This window comes from Candidatus Accumulibacter contiguus, assembly GCF_012940005.1.
In the GTDB taxonomy this organism is placed as follows: Bacteria; Pseudomonadota; Gammaproteobacteria; order Burkholderiales; family Rhodocyclaceae; genus Accumulibacter; species Accumulibacter contiguus.
On sequence record NZ_SPMX01000066.1, the window covers coordinates 46,230 to 67,297 of the forward strand.

Sequence of the window (21,068 nt, forward strand, 5' to 3'; positions counted from 1 at the left end):
TTGCGCGCCGCCCCAGCCCTGAAGCACGCATGGAGTGCATTGCGATCGCGAGTTCTGCGCAGCTCAGGTGGCCGAGGTCTGCGCGACGCTGGTGTGGCTCCCTGAATGGTCGCGCAAGGATTGGGCGGCGACGCTTTAATACTCCGGAGTCCCGATGCCCTGGAAAAAATGGTCCGCAGAACGTCTTGGTATCGCCCTCGCGGTGCTGGCGGCACTGGGTTTCTCGTTCAAGGCGATCTTCGTCAAGCTCGCGTACGCGGCGGCGCCGGTCGATGCGGTGACGCTGCTGTCGCTGCGCATGGTGTTTGCGCTGCCAGCTTTTCTCTGGGTCGGCTTCGTCGCCAGTCGTTCGGCGCTGCCGTTGACGGGTCGGGATTGGGGGACGCTGGTGACGCTCGGGTTGCTCGGCTACTATGGCGCGAGCTTGCTCGATTTTCTGGGCCTGCAATACATCTCGGCGGGCCTCGAACGTCTGATCCTGTTCACCTACCCGACGCTGACCGTGCTGATCGGCGTGCTGTTCATGGGCAGGACGCTGTCGCGGCGTGAGGTCGGTTCGCTGCTGCTCTCGTATGCCGGCATCGGTCTCGCTTTTGCGCACGACCTGCAGGTGCTGGGCGAGAGGAACAGTGTGCTGATCGGCGCGGCCTTCGTTTTCGGCTCGTCGCTCTGTTACGCCTGCTATCTCGCCGGCAGCGGCCCGGCCATCCAGCGACTGGGCGCAGCGCGCTTCACGGCGCTGGCGATGCTGGCTTCGACACTGGCGACGCAAATCCATTTCCTCGCCACCAAACCCCTCTCGGCACTGCTGCAGCCGCTGCCGATCTATGGCTATGGTGTAGCGATGGCGTTGTTCTCGACGGTCTTGCCGGTGTTCATGCAGTCGGCGGCGATTCGCCGCATCGGCTCATCGCAGGCGGTGCTGATCGGCACCCTCGGTCCGATGCTGACGATTTTCTTCGGCTGGTGCTTGTTGTCCGAGCCGATCTCGGCTGCGCAGATCGCCGGCGCGGTGCTGGTACTCGCGGGCGTGTTGCTGGTGAGCTTGTAGTCTGGGCCGTGCAGCCCATCCGGATACGCCGACAAATTCAAGGCCTTGCCTGGGCAGGACCTCTGGTAACGGTGCGGGAGGTGCGCAGGGCTCGGGCTTTTGCCCGGACGGCGGCTATAGCCCGGATGCTTGGCGCGCCAGGCTTGCAGCCGTGCCACTGCCTCGGCCCCTCGGTGAGAACCTTGATTCTCCGGTTTGGCCAGCCACCGCGCTTGACTCGCTCGCCGCCTGGCAGACGACCTTTGAACAGTAGCGCTGATGCTTTGCATTGCAGGCATCAAACAATAGCCGAGCGCCTAAGAACACCATGCCAACCATCAGCCAGTTCTTCGGAATCGTCATCCAGATGTTTTGGCGCGAACACGCTCCACCGCATTTCCATGCGCTGTATGGAGAGCACGAAGCGCAGATCGATATTCGAACACTGGAGGTCATCGTCGGCCATTTACCCAAGCGTGCGTTTAACCTCACCATCGAGTGGGCCATCGAACATCGCGCAGAACTCATGGAGGATTGGAACTTATGCCAAGCCAAACAGCAGCCAAAGAAAATTCAGCCGCTGGAGTAATCCCGGCAGCACCTTGGCGAATTCAGGCAGTCTCTGTCCTTCCCGAGTACAGACTGGCTGTGATCTTTCGCGATGGCAGCAACGGCATCGTCGACTGCTCAACTATCCTTACCAGCACCAATCCGGGAGTTTATGCACCCCTGGCCTCCCCGGAGTTCTTCGCGCAGGTCAGACTGGAACTCGGTGCGCTGACCTGGCCGAATGGCGCAGATCTCGACCCCGGGTGGCTTCATGCCGAATTGGCGGACAAGAAAACGTGGTCTGTCCCATTTTGACTTTGCCCTTTTGACTTTGTGAAGGATTCGCTGCGCCGGGCTGGCGCCAGCCCTTGACCCGGCTTCAGGCTGGCAGTTCTCGTTCCGGACCAACGAATCCTTGTCGAAGGTCTCCCCTCGCCAGCAAGCGGCAGAGGGAATGGTCATGGCTGTCATGATCGGGGGTGCCTGCAACGGCCATGACCGTTAACGACGATTTTCGGCTAACATCGCCCTTGTACCCCACCCCCCGACAGGCGCCAGACTTCCCGCCCGGCCACCAGAGCAAACCATGGACATCCTCCAGCGTGCGACGCAGCTCCTGCGACATTTCATGGGCGAGGATCACCGTGACGCCTGGCTGACACTCGCATTCCACGGCGAGCATCGCGGTATCTACGATGGCATTCCGCAGAACGGTGCGACGTCCGTCTTCACGGTTCGCTGCGTTCGCCACCTGCTCGAACGCGGCTGTGTCGGCAGCCGGCATGCGCTGTCGCTGCTGCTTGAAACTGTACGCGGTGCAGCGGGCAGCGAACTCCAGGAACACTTCCAGACCCTGATCGACGAACTCGACCGCCAGTGCACGATCCAGAGCCAGCGGGTTGCGCCGGCAACGGATGAGTTGCCCGAGCCGCTGCGCGTTTTTCGTGAAGCGCTCATGGTGCGTCACGAAACCCTGCAACTCACCGAGAAAACGCTGCAGGAAATCCTCCGCCATCCGCCGTGCACGCTCGAAGAATACCGTCTCGCGCGCATCGCCGAGTGGTCGCAGCCACGCCATGCACTCGACAAGCGCTTCACGCGCCTGACCCTGCTGCTCGATCAGGGGCCGGACACGCACGGTCCGCGCTGGCAGGCGCAGCAGAAGCGTTTCAACGACCTGCGCGCGGTACTGACCGAGCTCAGCGAGCCCGCGCTGGTACTGCTCGGACCGCCGGGCTGTGGCAAGAGCACCTTACTGCGCCGGCTCGAACTCGACCTCGCGGTCGATGCCTTGCACGCTGGCGAAGCCGAGCCAGGGTGCTTGAGCTTTTTCGTGCCGCTCAACCGCTATCGCCCGGCGCGCCCGGGCGAAGCACTGCCGACGCCGATGGAATGGCTGGCGCAGGAATGGGCGCGGCGCTACCCGAAGCTGCCGGCTTTCGACGAAGTGCTGCACGCGGGGCGCTTCATCCTCCTGCTCGACGCCGTCAATGAGCTTCCGCATAGCGATGAGGCCGACTACCGCGAGCGCATCCACTGCTGGCGCGACTTTGTCGCCGAGCTGCCGGCCGGCACACGCGTGCTGTTCTCGTGCCGCAGCCTCGATTACAGCGCCTCGCTATCGACTCCCAAGCTGTCGGTGCCGCACGTGCGCATCGAGCGGCTCAGCGACCACCAGGTCGAAAAATTCCTGACCCTCCACGATTCCAGGCACGGACCCGCACTTTGGCGGCAACTGCGCGGTACGCCGCAGCTCGACCTCTTCCGCTCGCTCTTTTTCCTCAAGCTGCTGCTCGCCCAGGCCGGCGAAGGCGGGCCGGCCTTGTCGGGCAGGGCGGCGCTGTTCAGCGGTTTCGTCCGGCAGGCGCTGCAGCGCGAGATCGCATCCGGCAATCCGCTCTTCCGTCCCGGCGCGCTGCTCGGCAGGCGCGACCACGAACGCATCATCCGCTGCCAATGGCGCAACGCCATCGACCTGCCAGTACGCGGGCCGCTGCTGCCGGCCTTGTGCCAGCTCGCCTTCGCGCTGCAGGCGCGGCGTGTGCCCGGTGAAGTGTCGCGGGTGCGCGTGCCGTACGACGACGCACTCGAATTGCTGCGCGCACAGCCCGGCGACGACCTGCTGCACGCCGGCGTCGCGCTGCAGGTTCTCGAAGTACAGTGGGACGATGTGCTCTACGTCCATCAACTGCTGCAAGAGTATTTTGCCGCGCGGGTGCTGGCCGGCAAACCGCAGCCCAAACTCGTGGCCAGCGCCTGGCGCACCGATGAGATTTCACCGACCCTGGCCGAGGTGCTGGCCAGCCTCGCCGATTCCGATCCGCTGCCCGAAGTGCCGACGACCGGCTGGGAGGAAACCTTCGTTCTGGCTGCCGCCATGACACCGGCGCCGGAGGCTTTCGTCACCGCCTTGATGGCGGTGAACCTGCCGCTCGCCGGTCGCTGTGCGGCACAGCCCGACGTCGTCGTCTCGGACACACTGCGGCGGCGGCTGCAGCAGGCGCTGGTCGTGCGCACTCGCGATCCCGCCGTCGACCTGCGTGCGCGCATCGCCGCCGCCCGTGCCCTCGGCGGACTCGGCGACCCGCGCTTCGCATGGCACTCCGGTCCACACGGCGAGTTCCTGTTGCCGCCGCTGGTAACTGTCGACGGCGGAAGCTACTCGATCGGCAGCGCTGAAGAGTTGACGGCGCACCAGGTGCAGCTCAGTCCTTTCGCGATTGGTCAGTTCCCGGTGAGCAACGCCGAATGGAGCGGTTTCATCGACGCTGGCGGCTATGAGGACGAGCGCTGGTGGCCGAGCAAAGCGGCGCAGCGCTGGCGGCGCGGCGAGGGGGCGACGGAAGCAGAGAAGCAGCAGCAGCGCGAATTCAGGCAGTGGCTGCGTGACAATCCGAAGCGTATCGAACAACTGCTCAGAGAGGAGCGGATCAGCTCGAAGCATGCGAAGGAATGGGAGACGATACGGCAGATGTCCGACAGCGAATTTGACGCCTTGCTCGATGACTGGTACCCCTCCGGTCGGCAAACACAGCCTGCGTACTGGAATGACCCGGCGTACAATGACCCCAGTCAGCCGGTGGTCGGTATCTGCTGCTACGAAGCCCTTGCTTACTGCGCGTGGCTGTCGGCGCAAACCGGGCAGAGCTGGCGACTGCCGAGCGAAGACGAATGGGAAGCCGCTGCGCGCGGGCCTGAGCACAGGCGCTATGCGTGGGGCGAAGTCTTTGACGCGACGCGCTGCAACACTTTCGAGAGCCATGTGCGCGGCACGACACCGATTGGTGTCTTTCCGGGAGGTGATACGCCGGACGGGCTGGTCGACATGTGCGGCAATGTCTGGGAATGGACCAGCAGTCCCTATTTGCCTTACTCTTATTCACCCAATGGACACCGCAAGGATCCCGAACAAGCCGAGGTCCGGCGCGTGCTGCGCGGCGGCTCCTGGTATTACGGTCGCGGCTTCGCGCGCTGTACCTACCGCCTCGGCTTCCTCCCTGGCTACCGCAGCGGCTACCTGGGTTTGCGCCTGGTGTGTCTCTCTCCCAGCGTGCAGACCTCCTGAAAACCCGACCGGCGAGGGTTTTCGCCCTTGATACGGATGTAAAATTTTATATGCCATGACAAAGTCGTTAACTGATGTTCCAAGTATCTTTTTTCGCAAGTTTTTTTTCCTGGAGTCGCGTCTTTCGAAGAAAGCCTTCTCGCGAACCGGCTTCCTCAGTTTTCCCCGTCTGATCGCCTGCCTGCTCGGCGGATATCCGTCGAAAGTGCAGTCGGAACTCGACGCGTTCTTCGCCAATCGGGCGAACCGCGCCGACCTGCTGCGAGAAGTCTCCGCGCAGGCCTTTGCCCAAGCCCGGAAGCAGGTGTCGGCTATCCCCTTCGGGCTGCTCAACGAGCATTTCCTCGCCTTGGTCGATGCGCAATTCGGCTTTCCTCTCGGGCACGGGTTGCGGGTGCTGGCCGACGATGTCACAGTCCTGCACCTGACCCGGTTCGGCAAGCCATTCGTCCGCCCTGTGGTCGACGCCATGGGCTTCGCGCTCTATCTGCCCGGGATCGAGAGGACTCTGGCCACCAAGCGCTAGACTCCCGACATCGGCGAGCGCCAGAGGCTCTTCGAACTCCTCGACAAACTCCGCCCCAACGACCTTCTGGTGCTCGACCGCGGTTAGCAGGCCTACTGGCTCGTCGCCGCCTTGTGGCAGCGAGGACGCCATTTCTGCACAAGAACTTCGTCCAGATCAAGCCAAACCGGTCATACCCCAGAAATTTAAAGTAAAATCCACGTTTATCAAACGCTTACAAGAGAAGAATATGGCTATCTTCTGATAGGTTGAGAGCGTTGATTCGTGACCCACCGCGACATTCACATCACATGACGCATGTCGACGGCAGGCTATACGCGCTCCAGGTACTTCCAAAGTGCGTTGCGGAAGGTGTCGTTTCCATTGCTGTCCCCAAAGACGCGCGTGGAGATCTCGAGTCCCAGCTTACGGTAACTCTCCCACTGAGCTTCATCGTAGAACTGGTCGGTCGTCGACTCCTGGGGAAAGTCTGGGTGAGCGGAATGATACTGCACGAGATCGACCGGTACCCCTGAGACGAGCCGCGGCTTGAGAACAACAACGTGAGCATCCGGAGCGTTCCTGGCAACAGGATTGGCCCCCGCATGGAACACCTTCAACAGCAATGCGCATTTGGCGCTCTCAGGCCCACCTTTATCGCCAACAGGCTCAAAGTCCTCAGGTATACCGAATACAGGTCCGAGAATCTTGTCTTCCGCTATTTCGCGGTCGACCTCGACCTCAATACGAAAATCGATGCGCGCCAGGCGCACCAGATTGGCGATGTCGTCAAACTGATACCCGGGATCGCACCCGCAGTCGCAAACGACGATCAAGCGAACTTTCCGCTCGGGCCGTAGCAGCTCGTAGATGGCAGTGTTTTCGAAATGGCCGCCGTCGGAGAGATACAGTAGAGGCCGGCGGGTCCCATGAAAGGTCGCAAACAATTCATAGAACAGGTACGTCTGGGTCTTGAACAGGGTGCGGATGCCTTTACCAAATCCGGAGCCCATCCCTGTAACTTGTTTGCCAGCTCCGGAGCCCTTTCCTGAGCTGGTGATTCCAGACGCCCACCAGCGGCCCAGCCGGATATTCGTCAATCCCATGAGGAGCGACAAGCCGAGTGTAGTGCCTCGTCCCAGAGCGGTGGAGAAAGCTGCGCCAGAGACCCCTACCCACTCACCAAGCGTCAGTTCAGCATCCAGTTCGCCGCTGCTGATCTTGCCTGGACCTGGGACGAGCTTGCCATCGACAACGAAGCCCGATGGCAGGACGGCTAGCGGCTTTCCCTTGCGATCCCTCTGAACGAGTTGCTCACCCGGGTCGCTGGTCTGGTTCAGGCACACATTGATAATATGAATCGGCATCAACGAATTATCATAGTACCGATCCATGGTCATCTGGTCCCCGGGGGCCGGTTCGGCGACACTGCGAAGCTTGTCGCTGCCTTTCCCAAAACGGTCGCCATTGCTGGCACCCAGGTAGGCGCGGGTAAGGCGTGCGCTATAAAGCGTTTGCAGGGTCGACAGATTGAGAAATCCGGGAAACCGGCCGCCGACGAGGGAGAGGATCAGGGCAATGCCAAATGTCACGGCAAGTGCAATGACTGCGTCGACGTGGTCAGTCTGAATTGTCGATTCGAGAAGGTCGACTGGCGACTCGCCCCGCCAACGAATCCACAGCACCAAGAGCGACCAAAACATGGCCGTCAGGAACAGCAAGGCGACTCCGCCAATCGTCGCGGCGGCACTGGCCGGGATTTTGCTCAGCCAACCTCCCTTCGCCGCGTCAGGCAGCGAGGTCGCCATCTGCCGGAGTACCCAGGCCAATCCGCCGGTTGCGGCCGTTGATGTCAGCCATGCGGCGATCCGATGGTCCAGAACATAAATCGACTGGGCTGTCGTATCCACCAAAGCCACCAAGGTCACGCCGGCCAACCAGATACACCCGGTGGTAAGCATGCGTGTCAGGGTGACACGCTGCACTCCAATGGAAACGGCGGTACGTGCAGTCGTCGCGTACCAGACGAAGGCACCCACGCTTAAGGCCCCGAGAGCCCCCAAGGCTCTTGCGAACCCACGCCAATTCGGCCCCAGTTTCGAATAACAGGCGGCAGCCACAACGACAAGGAGGAAGCCAAGCAGCAACCCGAAAAGCCCTGCTTTCGAAAACACCTTCGGCCGGGTCTGAACCGTTCCACCACGGGGTGGGTGCGTAAACCAGAAGGCGAGTCCGCAGGGGATCACCCACAATAACGCAACCGGCAACGAAACCCACCACACGGGACTCCACCAAACCCAGCCGCCGCAATCGGTCACGCCCTTCAACAGGGACAACTCGTATGTACGGTAGGTCTCTAGCCAGCATCCGGTACACGAAATCGCAACAAGGCCGGCGCGACCCAATGCGATCAACGCGAACGCCGTCAGGAACACAATGCCCAAGACGTATTGCACAGAAAACCAGTTTCGCACCGCCAGCGATGCTGCATACACCATGTCGCCGGAACCGGTTGGGGCCATGTACCGCCCATTTTCTCGCAACCAGGCGAGCGGCGCCGCACCTGGACGTTCAGGGGTGAAGTGAACCCGGCTGGTGAGTCGTCCGGGAGGTTCGTGTGCGAAGACCTCGTACGCTTGTTGTGCAGTTTTTGCATCCAAGGCTGGGTCCGGAGCATCACCTTGCTTGGGAGGATCATCTTCCTTGTTTAAACGCCCTCTCGCAAATAGGCTGCCGAAAAAACTGCCTATATAGCCACCCCCACTGACGGTCGAGAGGTAGTCGAACTGGGGAAGCAGACTCTCACGGCTACTGCCGGACTGGCCCGACTTCTCGATCGATGAACCCTGCGGACGGGGCGCCCTGGCGAGGCCTTGCAGGACGCCTAGGCAAAACGTGGCGCTGCGGATCCCTCCACCGGAGAAGGCAAGCGCCCATTGCTCGTCGTCGTGTCCTTCCGGCCGGACGACCTTGAAGCCCTCACGGCGCCCTTTTGCACGCTGGATTTCAGCTTCGTACGGCGGAGCGGTTCCCTGCTCGCCTGGTGAATCTGGGGACAAGTGGTAAGACATGTCGGCCTCCTATGGATAGCCAAACGAACGGAGATCCCAAGGATAGCGTTTATCCGCTGCCCAGAAACTACCCAGTCTGATCGCTTGCCTATTACAGCAGATGAACCTCGGCGGGCTGACGCGGCGAGCGAAAAAGCCCTTGTGGGCATTGTAAGCGCCTTGGGTCCGCCGTCAAGCCTGGCCAGCGACCCAGACGGACCTCCCTAGCCCAAGTGTAGCTTCTCAAAAACTGGTGGTCCGGCTCATGCGGCGCGTTGGCGCATGCGGTCGGCGAGGGACGGCACTTTGCCGGCGTTGGTGAGGCGGTCAGTGAGATAGGCCCAGAAGGAGACACCGAGCATTCGGCAGGTTTTCTTCAGACTGGCGATGGCCAGCATCGGATGGATGCCTTTGGCCACGTGGCCGCCCAACAAGGCGGCCTCGGTGGCGATGTGGCGGTGGCGCTCATCGCAGATGCCGAGGCGGTCGAGATGCGCCGCCCAATCGTCACCGGCCATGGTTTGCCTCGTTGAACACTGTTGAACCTTGGCTTTACCATCACACCGCTGTGAGCGGAATGCATCTTCGCCACGATCGCAATGCGCACGGAGTTGCCGGTCGCTCAGGCTGGCGGGGGGCAGGTCCTGCGATCGAGCATCGAGTACCCACAATCACCGTCAACTCCGGGAAGCGCCACGCCAGTACTTCTGCTGCTCAGCTGTCTCACGCGCACCGACACGGGCTCAGCGATTGTTCACCGTGCTCAGGGCAATACCCGCAGCCATGAACGATCCGCCCGCAAGCCGGTTGATCAAGCCTCCTTGCTTTCGGGGCGCTGAGTGAAAACATCGTGTCTGGACTGTCACCCGGATGCTGCGCGTGACGGGTGCGAAGTCGGTACGGCAGATCTGGGTGACAACGACTCGGGAATGTTGGAGCGGCCTTGATCGTGTCTGTCGCTTCGCACCTTGATGACCGGGGCCTGTGTCGGCCACAGCCCGCGCGCAATGACTCGCCCGCCATCGAACAGCAGCCAGCTTTGCCCGCCGTAGTGCGGCAGCGGCCGTGCCAGCGCACGCAGCGCGGCGGCATCGGTGGCGACCACCGCGAGCAGCGGCACGCGCTCGACCGTCCACACCCGCGCCGAGCCCCGCTCACCGTTTTTTTCCAAGGCATCCGACGGCTTTGGCAGGCCGCTGGCCAGCAGCGCGGCATCGACCTCGGACGGTGTGCCGATGAGCATCACCGACTCGTCGGCAGCGAGTGCCGCTTTCATCTCCGACAAGCCAAGCGGCGTCGCCGGTCGCTCGAAAAACTGACCGACGACGACCCTGGCCGCGTCGCGAAACGCGACATCGCCACCGAGAACGATCGAGCGCGGCTTCAGCGCGCCGATCCAGCGGCGCAGGATGGGCGGTCGTTCACTGACCTCGAGGCGGCGCCAGAGACGCGCTTCGGGGTCAAGGCGAAGCTGCTCCGGACGAAAGTCGAGATCGATCTCGGCGACCGCGCGCACCTTGTCAAACGCGACCCAGCGCACGACGCGTCGCTCGCCGGTGGCGATTTCAACTGGCAAGCGCAGGGCGAGCGGCGGCTGTTCCTGACGCAGCGTCAGGTGCAGGCGATAGCCGGCGGCGTGTCCGCTGACCACGGCACTAACCACCGCTACCTCGGGCAACTGCCGCGAACTCAGCCATTGCGCGAAGAAAGCGCGCAGTTCGGCGCCCGAGGAACGCTCGAAGGCGCGGCAGAGATCGTCCCAACTGGCCTGTTGGAAGCGCTGCGCCTGCCAGAAATCGCGTAGCCCCTGCCGGAAGGCCGCCTCGCCGATGCGGTCGCGCAGCATCAGGAAAAGCATTGCCGCCTTGCCGTAGCCGATGGCCGCCTCGGCGCCATGCTGACGCGAACGAAAGTCGCCTAGCGCTGGCTGGCCGGTCGCCGGCAGCGCCGCGGCGTCGCGCAGCCAGCCCAGACGCATGTCGCGCGCGGCCGCCGCCGAACGCTCCTCGCTGTAGGCGTAATCCGCCAGGAAGGTGGTCAGCCCCTCGCTCCAGTTGCCGCTCTGCGCCTCGACATAAACCCCGTTACCCCACCAATTGTGCAGGATTTCATGCCCGAGGGAACTGGCGCGGATGAATGGCAGGCGCAGGACGTCGACCCCGAGATAGGTCAGCGTCGGCATGCCGAAGCCCGTCGGCAGCGGGCTGGCGACGATCGAGAACGCGTCATAGGGATAGGCGCCGATGAGGCTACTGTAGCGCGCGATGTAGCGCTCGCTATCGGTGAGGTAGCCCGCAGCCAGCCCCGGCTCGGAGTCGAGATCGGCCGGAAAATAGGTGCGCAAACGCAGCGCCGGTGCGCGTCCGCGAGCCACCAGGCGCTCGCGAATACGCCATGGCCCGGCCATCAAATCGATGCCGCCGGTTGCCTGGGAAAACTCAAATTCGGCCTGGTAGCGCTCGCCGGCGCGAACCGGCAGGCGCTCCTCGAACAGGCGGCCGGCAACCAGCGCGCGCTGCTCGCCAGGCACCGATAGGCGAACCCGATAAGCAAACAGCGCGGCCTGCGGCTGCGGATACCAGCCGCTGCCAGCGGGAAGAAACGATCCCTCCGCCGCCGCCATCGGCGGCAATCCGCTCAACACCTGGCGATAGTCACGGTGCACTTCGGTCGCCGGCAGCGTACCGGCGTAGGTGATCCGCAGTTGCTTGGCGCCTGCCGGCAGGGCGAGGCGCCACAGGCGGGTGCCGTCACGAGGGGTGGCAGCGTCTGCCGGCCGAATGCGACAGTCGGCCACCACGGCCTCGCTCACAGTCAGGGATTCGTGCAGTTCGAATTCGAAGCTCCGCCCGGAAACCGGCAGTTTGGCAATCACCTCGAGGCGCCGCTGGTCGGGATCGAGCGTCACGGTGAGGTCCAGCGCCGGTGCGGCTCCCACGCCTGCGGCCAGGAGCAGGGGAGTGGCGGCGGGAAGCGGATGACGACATCTAGCATCGCCTCGCCACGCCTGATGCGCAGGGGTAGCCAGGTGCCCGGCGGCGCTGCGCGCACCACTGCGGTCACCGCAGCGGCTTTGCTGGCGGGCCGACCGGCGACTTCGAGCAGGCTGTCGCCAGCGACGAGCCCGCTTCTGTCGGCAAGACTGCCCGCGGTGACGGCAAGTACGCGCACGCCGCCCTGCCCGGTGTCGGCGTCTTCGAGCTGAACGCCAAGGCGCGGCGGCGGTACCGGCGGCGCGGGCTTTTTCGGTAAGGTGAAGACCGCATTGGCAAGGTTCGGGCGAATCTCGCGACAATCCTCGTTGGCCGACAGCGGCAGGAGCGTGACAACGCGACCGACGCCGAGATCGCGCAACTGGTGCGGCACGCCGAGACCATAGCGCAGATGCCCGCTGCCCATGATGCCGACGATCAGCGGCGGCGGCTGCCCCTGCGGCCCGGAGATCCGTCGCGCCAGCAGCGCCTCGGCCATGGCGCGGTCCCAGTTCTGCTGTGCCTCGACGAAGTACTGGAAAGCACGGCTGCTGCGCGCGTCCCCACCGTGAGCATGCTCGCCATAGACGCCGAACAGGAAATCGCGGTAGGCCTCACTAGCCGGCGCCGCGCGGCCGACGCCCTCACGCTCACGTTCCGGGATGGCATCCCAGCCCTTGTCACCGATGGCCCGGGTCAGTTTGGCATCGACATTGAGCGCGATCATCGGGATGCGGTTGATGCGCGCGAATTCGAAGAGGGGCAGATAGAACTCGATCGGAAGACTCCAGCGCTCTGTCCACGCCGTCTGCGCCAGGAAAGCCGGCACGGTCAACTGGCCTGCCACCCAGTGCTCCAGCGCCGGCTGTGCCTGGCGCGGAAACATCTCGAAGCCGATCACCATATCCGGGCGCAGCGCATGCAGCCCAGCCAGCACCTGCGCCTGCCAGCGATGGTGATCCTCGTCGTCGTGCTGCTCGCCAAGCAGAACAATTTCGGCCGCTGCGGCCCGCGCCAGCACCTCTGTGCCGGAAACGCTCTGAGGGATCGTTCCGGACATCTGCCACCAGCCACCTGGGGCGGCACAGGTGGCGGGCGGTGCCGACGAATCGAGCGAGGCTGCCGAAGCGACCAGTACAGCGACGGCGGCAAGCAGCGGGCACAAGAACAGCCATGGCCTACGGGGAAAATTCATGCCGGGCACCTCAAGGAAGAAAGGAACATTAAACAGGAATCTCGCGTCGTTAGCGAGTCGTTACCACTCGGACAACAACCGCACGCGCACTCGCCTCTTTCCCAGATACCCCGGGTGTTACAAGCGGGACAGACGCTGCGACCTTGGCACGAGTCGGCATCAAAGGCGATGATCTTTCCCGGCTCGCTCGCTGGTTAGGCACTGCCCGACAGCCGGAGATGCGTGTCCAGCAGCACGCGCATGGTGGCCATGCGGCCTCAGCGCCCGGCGCGCGAGTCATCTCGCCCAGGCTCGACTCCATTGCACGCCCAGGCCCGTCTGTGCGCTGCCGAACAGACGGCGCGGCGCGGGTTGGCCAACATGCGTTTCTGTTTCTGGCGGGGCAGTCCCTTCGCCAACGCAGGCAAATCCCGTTCACTTCCAGGGGACGATCGTGCATGCAGCACTCAAAACGTTCAGCTACGTCGTGCTGGTGTTGCTGGCCGTCAGCATCGTTTATGCGAGCTACATCAGCATCAAGTATTGGACCGGCATCAGCGTCTGACGCAATCCAACGCGAGAAGGACGACCATTGAACAAACGGCAAGCAAGACTATTTGCGATCGGCTCGACTGTGGTCGCGGCCGTAGCTTTCCTGGCGCTGACCATCGACAGCCACCGGCAGTTTCCCGCCCTGACGAATGCGCAGAATATCACGCCTGCCGTCACACACGGCAAGAACGTCTGGCACAAGAACAACTGTATCAACTGCCACACCCTGTTTGGCGAGGGCGCCTACTACGCGCCGGACCTGACCAAGATCGCGCAGCAACGAGGCGCCCCCTACCTGCAGGCCTACCTGCGCGACCCATCCAAGTTCTACGACGAACAGCGCCACCGCCGGCTGATGCCGAAACAAGACATGACCGACGCCGAGATTGCCGACCTGGTTGCCTTCCTCGACTGGGTGAGCAAGGTCGACAACCAGGGTTGGCCGCCGCGCCCGATCCTGGTAACTGGCGCCGGCGTGGCCATTACGGGCACACGTTCCGCCGACCAGGCGGCTGCTGTCAGCAGATCGGCGCCGCCTCCCGGCCCGGAATCGCTGCCCTCAGACAAGGACCCTATGGCCTTGGGAGAGATCGTCTTCCGGACCGTTTCGCCAGCGTGCACTGCCTGCCACTCCCTCGTACCAGGGGCAAACATGGCGGGTCCTTCGCTCGCCGGCGTCGCGACGCGAGCCCAGCAGATCGTCAGCTCGCCGGAGTACAAGGGCAAGGCCAAGGATGTTGAGGGCTACCTCAGCGAGTCGATCACGAGCCCCAGCGCGCACCTGGTTCCCGGTGCGATGTACTCGGCGAATGGCGTGTCGTTCATGCCGGCCACCTTCGGCAAGGATCTGACACCCGACCAGGTAGCCCACTTGTCGGCGTATCTGGCAAGCTTCAAGTAGTTGAAGACTGATTCCTGCCTGTCCGAAAAGACGTCGCCCCGACCACACGAATTCTCGAAAGGATAGCGCAATGCGTTACAGATCTCAGTCGGTTGCCTATGGGTATTTTGCCGTCGCGATGGTGCTGTTTGGCCTGCAACTGGTCTTCGGGCTGCTCTCGGCGGCGAAATACCTCGGCCCCGACTCACTGCTGTACATCCTTCCGTTCGACGTGACGAAGGTCGTCCATACCAATCTGCTGATCGTCTGGGTGCTGACGGGCTTCATGGGCGCAACGTACTGGATGGTACCGGACGAGTCGCGCACCGAGTTGCATAGCGTCAAGATTGCCTATATCCAGCTCATCCTGTGGACGCTGATGGGCGTAAGCGCCGTTGTCGGCTACCTGTTCCGCTATGGCACCGGCAACAAGCTGCTTGAGCAGCCCTTGCCGCACAAGATCGTGATCGTCATCTGCATGCTGCTCTTCCTGTACAACGTGGGCATGACGATCTGGAAGTCGCGGCGATTCACGACTACCGAAGGCGTGCTGGTCCTCGGCCTAGGCCTGGCCGCGCTGCTGTACCTGCCGGCCTTGCTCGAATACGAAAACTACACCGTCTCCATCTTCTACCGCTGGTGGACGATCCACCTGTGGGTCGAAGGCGTATGGGAAATGATTCAGGGCGGGTTTCTCGCCTATCTGCTGATTCGGCTCTCCGGCGCCGACCGTGAAGTGATGGAGAAATGGCTGTATGTGATCGTCGGACTGGTTCTCATTGCCGGCATCCTCGGGACCGCTCACCATTATTACTGGGTGGGTGTGCCGGCCTATTGGCTGCCGATCGGCGGCATTTTCAGCGCGCTCGAACCTCTGGCGCTGATCGGCATGGCGATCTACGCCTACTCGGCGATGCGTCGCTCCGGCCTGGCGCACCCGAATACCCTGGCGCTCCACTGGACGATCGGCAGCACCGTGTTCACCTTGTTCGGTGCCGGCTTGCTCGGACTGGCACACACCTTTCCGGACGTCAACAAGTGGACGCACGGCACGCTGATCACGGCGATGCATGGGCACGCAGCGTTCTACGGCGCCTATGCAATGATCGTCCTGGCGATGATCACCTTCGCCTTGCCGACCATGACACCAGGACGCTCGGAACGTGGCAGCAGCATCGGTTACTGGGCGTTCTGGATGCAACTGGGCGGCATGTTCGGAATGACCCTCTCCTTCGCCACCGCCGGCATCGCGCAGGTCTATCTGGAGCGCATCCTCGGCATGGGGTATCTCGACGTACAACTGAAGATCCAGGTGCATTTCCTGATGTTGCTGGCAACTGCGTCGCTCTTCTCGGTCGGCGTGGGCTTGTTCATCTTCGACTTCTTCCGTTATGCGCCTCGCTTCGATGTGGGTAACGAGAAGCAGCCGACGCTGCGGCCGGATACCGTGCGCCCAGCACCCATCTCGTGATTACGTCCGCAATGCGAGGCGATTTGCGCGCCATCGACCAGCACGGCCAGCCATCGGTGACGCGCGCGGAGCCCTATTACCTGCCGTCGGGCGATGAAGTGGCACTGTTCGAGCAATGTCATGCGCGCCGTCTGGCGGTCATGCTCAAAGGGCCGACCGGTTGCGGCAAGACCCGTTTCCTCGAACACATGGCATGGCGCCTGCAATGCCCTCTGGTAACCATTTCGTGCCACGACGACCTGACCGCGAGCGACCTCATCGGGCGCTTCCTGATTCGCCACGACGGTACGATCTGGCAGGATGGCCCGCTGACGCGTGCGGTCCGCGAGGGTGCCATCTGTTATCTGGATGAGGTCGTCGAGGCGCGCCAGGACACGGTGGTTGTGCTGCATCCCTTGACCGACTACCGGCGCATGCTGCCCATCGACAAGACAGGCGAGACGATCGAGGCGGCCGCGGGCTTTCAGTTGGTCGTCTCTTACAACCCCGGTTATCAGCACCTGCTGAAGGATCTGAAACCCAGTACACGACAACGATTCGTAGCGCTCGACTTCGAGTTCCCGGCAGGTGACCGTGAGGCGGCGATCATCGAGCGCGAAGGCGGCGCCGACCGTGCGACAGCGCGTGCGCTGGTTTCCTTGGGCCACCGACTGCGCGGATTGCGCGACCGGGGATTGGCAGAAGTGCCGAGCACGCGTCTCCTGATTGCCGCCGCCCGGCTGATCAGCAGCGGCATTTCCGTGCGGCAGGCTTGCTACAGCGCCGTGATCTCGCCCTTGTCGGACGACGAGTCGCTGGTCGGCGCGATGCGCGACCTGGTCGACGCGACCTTCGTCTGACCCGGACACCGCCTGCGTGGCTGAAGCCGAAGAGATTATCACCGATCTCGCGCGCCACGCGACGGTCTATGCACAGGCACTCTGGCGCCGACATCGCGCCAGGTCTGCGCCGACACCGATGCTCGCTTTGACCGACGTCGCCCAACGCATCGACTTGTTGATTGTGGCCGTGTTCGGGACCAGCTATCAACTTCGCAGCGCACAGGCGCCCGCGCCGGCGACATTTCTGGCGCAGGTTTTCCGGCGCCGCGAGGATCCCCGCGTGCAATACGCCATACCGGCAACGGACGGGTGGTCCATCTGGTTGCCAGCCGATGCCGGCATCAGCGATGCGGCGCTGGCCACAGAACGTTTGCGTACCGTCGCCCTACAGCAGGCGATGCGCGCCAGTCGCGGCAGCGCCGCCCTCATCAGTGCCCAGGCAACACCTTTGATCCGCGATGTTTATCTCCTGATCGAAGCACAGGCAGCCGATGAAGCGCTGGCGCGGGAGTTGCCGGGAATCATCGGCTCGCTGAATGCGCTGCGACGGGCAGCCTTGGCGGCCCGGCCGGCCTTGGCCAGCTTCTCCGCGCAGCGGCAACCTCTCGAGAAGTATGTCCGATCGCTGCTGCAGCGCGGCTGCGGGATAGCGAACGGCGACGAGCCACTACCGGCGTCGTCGCAAGAGTCGGCGCGCGCCGCTCATCGGCTGGCGGCAGCGATCGTTCCCGAGACCGGGATGACCCGGCTGCTTGGCGCCAATCCGCTGTTCAAGGACTGGTGGACGGGCGAACTGCGTGCGCCGAACCCATTGCCGACCACCTGGGCCGCCAACCACGACGGCGTTTCCGGCCACGAAACCTCAGCAGAACCCCGCAGCACACGTTTGCCGCATCGTCCCGAGGTACGTCAATCGAGCGACCAAGAAGACGAGGAGGAGGATGACGTGCGGCAAGGGGTCTGGATGATCCAGTCGGCGCAGCCGCACGAGCATGCCGAAGATCCCTTCGGCATGCAGCGCCCGACGGACCGCGACGACCAAACGGCGGCCGAGGAATTTGCCGATTCGCTGTCCGATCTGGCTGAGGCTCGTCTGGTTTCAACAACTGGCCGAGCCAAGGAAGTCCTGCTGTCGGACGATCCTCCCGATGCGCGCGCCAAGCGAACCGCCGAGTCGTCTGTCGCGAATCCGTCCAGCATCAGCTTCAGCTACCCCGAATGGGATTACCGCATCAGCGCCTATCGTGACCCTGGCGCCACGATCCGCCTGTTGCCTCCGCAAGCGGGCCCGCAACAATGGGTAGACCGCACACTGGCCGAGCACCGCTCGATGCTCGATGCGATCCGCCGGCGCTTCGAGATGCTGCGTGCGCAGCGAACGCGGCGCAGCAAGCAACTCGACGGCGACGAAATCGACCTCGACGCCTACATCGACAGCCATGCCGACTTCCGCGCCGGTTTGCCGATGGCGCAAGCGCTCTATCTGACGCATCGGCGCACCAGGCGAGACCTGGCCATCATGGTGCTCGTCGACGTCAGCGGCTCGACCGATGGCTGGATTTCAGGCCAGCGGCGAGTGATCGACGTCGAGCGAGAGGCATTGCTGATGGTCTGTGTTGCCCTGGATGGAATGGGAGAACGGTATTCGGTACAGGTTTTTTCCGGGCAAGGGCCGCATGCGGTGACCTTGCGGACCCTCAAGCGCTTCGACGAGCCGTACAACAACGAGGTCGCCCGGCGCATCGCCGCGCTCGAACCAGAACAATACACGCGAGCAGGCGCCGCCATCCGTCACGCCAGCACGACACTGCTGCGCGAAACCGCTGCGCACCGACTGCTGCTGCTGCTATCCGACGGCAAACCGAACGATTTGGACCAGTACGAAGGCCGATACGGCGTCGAGGACACGCGGCAGGCAGTAACCGAAGCGCGCTTGCAGGGCGTGTTTCCTTTTTGCCTGACCGTGGATCGAAACGCCGCCACCTACCTGGCTGCCGTTTTCGGAGTGCATCAATACGCACTCCTGACGAAACCTGAATTGCTGCCGATCGTCCTACTCGAGTGGATGAAGCGGCTGATCCAGGCGTAAGGTGATTTCTACGAATATTCATACCGGGCAGGCCGGTCGGATCAGGATGTCCCACTTGGGTAGGAGCGGTTGTGCCAAGAACGAACTCAGGTAGTTGATGAGTCGATGCTGTATTCGTGATGAAGGAAGGCCCTTCGAAGTCGGTCTGCAGCAGTGACAGGCTTCAAACCGCCGTAAGCTGCTTCATTCGAAAGGGTGCGGTGGTGAACGTTACGGTCAAAAGCCGGAGAAGAACTTCGGCAGGTATGGATTAGAGAGGCGAGCGCAAGCGAACCATCGATGACGCATCGAAAACAAGTTAGGCGATATCGAAACCGGGGACGCCGCTCCTTCCCGGGACAAGGGTGGCGGAGAACTGTGTACTGGCCACGCGGTATCCGGTGTTCAGATGGCGCGACTCTAGTCTTGGCGCGAATACGGAACTTGGGAAACCTGCATGTGATGCGAAGAGAAAACCTTATAAGTGAGATCCACGAAGGGGGAAAGTATCGATGCACATGCAGGGGGCGGACCATCCCGTAGTAGTGTGGAAGCTTCTGTAATGGAAGTGGAGCGAAGGGGATGGACGAGCTTTGCGAGAGTCATTGCCAACTGGGAAACCAGGAGGAGCATCAACTTTCGCAGTCGCTTTGCCGTCGCGAGGAGGCAAGGGAATGGCTGGGACGAGCCGTATAAACCGAGAGGTTTACGTACGGTTCTGTGGGCGGCTGGAGGTGAAATTCCTCCGGCCGACCCGGCGTTTCGTTCGAGCCTGGACTCGACAGCTTGCATAGCATCCTTGGCCACCGTAACTCCAGATTTCCTGATCTCGAAGGAAACCCGGATGGCACTCTAGACGAGAGCGAAGGTCATTTTTTCTCCGCTTTCGGGATGCGGGAAAAGGACAGGAAATCCAACGGCACCATCGATCTTTCGTCGATAGCGAGTCGTTACCGCTCGGACAACAACCGCACGCGCACTCGCCCCTTTGCCAGATGCGCGGTGAGCAGGTTGTAGGTATCCCGGTCGAACCGCCCCTGACCCGACTCACCCAGCAGGATTCCCTGGATCTCGGCCTCGCTGCGCGCGCTGCCCAGGTGCCGCCAGCCGTTCACGACGTGGACTTCCTCCTCTTCCCGCAACTCATCCCGCTCGACGATGCCGATCGCTCCGGGGTACGGCCATGCGGTGAGCTTCAGCTTCATCAGCGCCGCTATCATGCGAGCACTGTGCACGTCGACGGCTTCCTTACCCACGCAGGCGCCCCGGCATTGCTTGACCTGGTGGGCGAAGCAGGGGCGTCCGGGCCGGGCGGGCTTTTCCAGCCCGAGGATAATCGGGCACAGTTCGTGTGCGGCAGCCTCCTTGCGCAGGGTGTCGGTGGCTTCCCGCCGGTTGGTAAAGAGGCCGAAAAGGTCTTCCGAGCGCAGGCAGCCGGCAGCCTGGCCGCCAACCAGTCTCGGCCGGTAATCGCCTGGGGCCACTTGCACCAAGTGCCAGGTGCACAGATCCGAAGAGCGGCGCAACCGACGATTGTGAATCGGCTGGCATTCCTTCACCAGTCGCGATTCCAGCAGCAGTGCGCCGAGTTCACCGACCGTCTCATGCCAGTGAAGGCGACGCACCTCCTGACTGAGGCGCATCTCCTTGTACTCACGCAGGTCGGACGCGAAGTGAGCCCGTACGCGCTGACGCAGGTTGACGCTTTTCCCAACGTACAGAAGCGCGTCGTTGTCGCCGTAGAACAGGTACACCCCGGGGGATTCGGGCAGATCGTCGAGCACGACAGAATCTAGCTGGGGCGGCAGGCTGGGGCGCTTGAGCTGCTGCCGGATGGCCTCGGCTAGAGCCTCTTCGCCGTGATCCCGTTTCAACAGGCACCAGAACTGCCAAAGCAGGTGAGCCTCGGCCAAGGCGCCGCAGCGGTCGCCCGTTGTCAAATCATGACGGACCATGAGACTGTCCAAGTTGTGTTGCTGATGTTCAGGAAAGAGCTTGCGAGACAGGCGCACCGTACACAACACGTCGGTCCGGAAGGACTTCCCCAGACGCTGGAATTCGCTCTTGACGAGTAACTACTCAGGAGTCCTCCGCCAAGCGGACAGGCTGAAGCGTGGCGACGCTCAGGTACTGGAATTTTTGCTCAGACGGATCTTCCCCCAGCCAGCAAGCGCAGTTATGCTGTAACTATCGGTTTTTGTTAAAAAAATAGCCGATGCCGCAAAAGCGGCGCCTGCCTACGCGGCGAGCTTGTCGGCTTTGGCCTTGAGCGGGAAGGACAGACCGATGGCGCTGAGGATTTTGGCCTGTTGATCGTCCGGGCGTGGCAGATGCGTGTGACGCTGACCGTTGCGGTCGGTGGTGTAGAGATAGGTCAATCGTCCGAGGGCCACCAGGGCGTCGTCCGGGGTGATGGCGGCGGGGTCGTCTC

14 protein-coding genes and 1 pseudogene are annotated in these 21,068 nt (G+C 62.8%); 9 read left to right on the top strand and 6 right to left on the bottom strand.

The window, feature by feature from the left end:
* Window positions 1–154 precede the first annotated feature (154 nt).
* The 5 genes from E4Q08_RS19105 to E4Q08_RS19125 all read left to right on the top strand — a co-directional run bounded on the left by E4Q08_RS19105 (window position 155) and on the right by E4Q08_RS19125 (window position 5,670).
* Complete coding sequence (locus tag E4Q08_RS19105) at window positions 155–1,051, top strand: DMT family transporter (protein ID WP_169071527.1); 897 nt, start codon at window positions 155–157, stop codon at window positions 1,049–1,051.
* A 307-nt stretch (window positions 1,052–1,358) separates the two neighbouring features.
* Window positions 1,359–1,619, top strand: a complete 261-nt coding sequence (locus tag E4Q08_RS19110) for a DUF4160 domain-containing protein (protein WP_169071528.1) — start codon at window positions 1,359–1,361, stop codon at window positions 1,617–1,619.
* Window positions 1,574–1,894 (top strand): DUF2442 domain-containing protein, encoded by a 321-nt coding sequence (locus E4Q08_RS19115; protein WP_169071529.1) that lies wholly within the window; start codon window positions 1,574–1,576, stop codon window positions 1,892–1,894. The genes E4Q08_RS19110 and E4Q08_RS19115 overlap by 46 nt, the downstream gene beginning before the upstream one ends.
* A 271-nt stretch (window positions 1,895–2,165) precedes the next feature.
* The gene (locus tag E4Q08_RS19120) at window positions 2,166–5,144 is read left to right on the top strand and encodes an SUMF1/EgtB/PvdO family nonheme iron enzyme (RefSeq protein ID WP_169071530.1); all 2,979 of its coding nucleotides are present in this window, start codon (window positions 2,166–2,168) and stop codon (window positions 5,142–5,144) included.
* 205 nt (window positions 5,145–5,349) lie between these two features.
* Entirely contained in the window at window positions 5,350–5,670 is a 321-nt protein-coding gene (locus tag E4Q08_RS19125) for a hypothetical protein (RefSeq protein ID WP_169071531.1), read from the top strand.
* Between the two features lie 311 nt (window positions 5,671–5,981).
* Here the strand turns inward: E4Q08_RS19125 and E4Q08_RS19130 are convergent, their stop codons facing one another.
* From E4Q08_RS19130 to E4Q08_RS19145, 4 genes are all read right to left on the bottom strand, one after another.
* Window positions 5,982–8,720, bottom strand: a complete 2,739-nt coding sequence (locus E4Q08_RS19130; protein WP_169071532.1) for a patatin-like phospholipase domain-containing protein — start codon at window positions 8,718–8,720, stop codon at window positions 5,982–5,984.
* Between the two features lie 242 nt (window positions 8,721–8,962).
* Complete coding sequence (locus tag E4Q08_RS24120) at window positions 8,963–9,217, bottom strand: hypothetical protein (RefSeq protein ID WP_211203491.1); 255 nt, start codon at window positions 9,215–9,217, stop codon at window positions 8,963–8,965.
* A 344-nt stretch (window positions 9,218–9,561) separates the two neighbouring features.
* Complete coding sequence (locus tag E4Q08_RS19140) at window positions 9,562–11,637, bottom strand: M1 family metallopeptidase (protein ID WP_308240179.1); 2,076 nt, start codon at window positions 11,635–11,637, stop codon at window positions 9,562–9,564.
* Window positions 11,604–12,866 carry a ChaN family lipoprotein gene (locus E4Q08_RS19145; RefSeq protein WP_169071533.1) on the bottom strand — a complete coding sequence of 421 codons (1,263 nt, stop codon included), beginning with the start codon at window positions 12,864–12,866 and terminating at the stop codon, window positions 11,604–11,606. Before E4Q08_RS19145 ends, E4Q08_RS19140 begins: the two co-directional genes overlap by 34 nt.
* Before the next feature lie 571 nt (window positions 12,867–13,437).
* Between E4Q08_RS19145 and E4Q08_RS19150 the strand changes: the two genes are divergently transcribed.
* The 4 genes from E4Q08_RS19150 (at window position 13,438) to E4Q08_RS19165 (ending at window position 18,658) form a co-directional block, all read left to right on the top strand.
* A complete protein-coding gene (locus E4Q08_RS19150) occupies window positions 13,438–14,298 on the top strand; it encodes a c-type cytochrome (protein WP_169071534.1) in 861 nt (286 codons plus the stop codon).
* A gap of 70 nt (window positions 14,299–14,368) precedes the next feature.
* Window positions 14,369–15,748, top strand: a complete 1,380-nt coding sequence (locus E4Q08_RS19155) for a cbb3-type cytochrome c oxidase subunit I (protein ID WP_169071535.1) — start codon at window positions 14,369–14,371, stop codon at window positions 15,746–15,748.
* A gap of 11 nt (window positions 15,749–15,759) precedes the next feature.
* Window positions 15,760–16,587: a CbbQ/NirQ/NorQ/GpvN family protein gene (locus tag E4Q08_RS19160; RefSeq protein WP_169071541.1), complete on the top strand. Its 828-nt coding sequence runs from the start codon at window positions 15,760–15,762 to the stop codon at window positions 16,585–16,587.
* A 16-nt stretch (window positions 16,588–16,603) separates the two neighbouring features.
* Window positions 16,604–18,658, top strand: a complete 2,055-nt coding sequence (locus E4Q08_RS19165; RefSeq protein ID WP_169071536.1) for a nitric oxide reductase activation protein NorD — start codon at window positions 16,604–16,606, stop codon at window positions 18,656–18,658.
* A gap of 929 nt (window positions 18,659–19,587) precedes the next feature.
* On the opposite strand, the gene E4Q08_RS19170 is transcribed toward E4Q08_RS19165, so the two are convergent.
* Both E4Q08_RS19170 and E4Q08_RS19175 read right to left on the bottom strand, forming a co-directional pair.
* Window positions 19,588–20,592: a GIY-YIG nuclease family protein gene (locus tag E4Q08_RS19170; RefSeq protein ID WP_248595015.1), complete on the bottom strand. Its 1,005-nt coding sequence runs from the start codon at window positions 20,590–20,592 to the stop codon at window positions 19,588–19,590.
* A gap of 282 nt (window positions 20,593–20,874) precedes the next feature.
* Window positions 20,875–21,068, bottom strand: a pseudogene (locus tag E4Q08_RS19175) (IS1634 family transposase); the annotation flags it as partial.

Excerpts from the sequence above, each read along its gene's own strand:
- E4Q08_RS19130 (WP_169071532.1), bottom strand. The coding sequence starts at position 8,720 with ATGTCTTACCACTTGTCCCCAGATTCACCAGGCGAGCAGGGAACCGCT.
- E4Q08_RS19115 (WP_169071529.1), top strand. The coding sequence starts at position 1,574 with ATGCCAAGCCAAACAGCAGCCAAAGAAAATTCAGCCGCTGGAGTAATC.
- E4Q08_RS19120 (WP_169071530.1), top strand. The coding sequence starts at position 2,166 with ATGGACATCCTCCAGCGTGCGACGCAGCTCCTGCGACATTTCATGGGC.
- E4Q08_RS19170 (WP_248595015.1), bottom strand. The coding sequence starts at position 20,592 with ATGGTCCGTCATGATTTGACAACGGGCGACCGCTGCGGCGCCTTGGCC.
- E4Q08_RS19105 (WP_169071527.1), top strand. The coding sequence starts at position 155 with ATGCCCTGGAAAAAATGGTCCGCAGAACGTCTTGGTATCGCCCTCGCG.
- E4Q08_RS24120 (WP_211203491.1), bottom strand. The coding sequence starts at position 9,217 with ATGGCCGGTGACGATTGGGCGGCGCATCTCGACCGCCTCGGCATCTGC.
- E4Q08_RS19155 (WP_169071535.1), top strand. The coding sequence starts at position 14,369 with ATGCGTTACAGATCTCAGTCGGTTGCCTATGGGTATTTTGCCGTCGCG.
- E4Q08_RS19160 (WP_169071541.1), top strand. The coding sequence starts at position 15,760 with ATGCGAGGCGATTTGCGCGCCATCGACCAGCACGGCCAGCCATCGGTG.
- E4Q08_RS19145 (WP_169071533.1), bottom strand. The coding sequence starts at position 12,866 with ATGAATTTTCCCCGTAGGCCATGGCTGTTCTTGTGCCCGCTGCTTGCC.
- E4Q08_RS19110 (WP_169071528.1), top strand. The coding sequence starts at position 1,359 with ATGCCAACCATCAGCCAGTTCTTCGGAATCGTCATCCAGATGTTTTGG.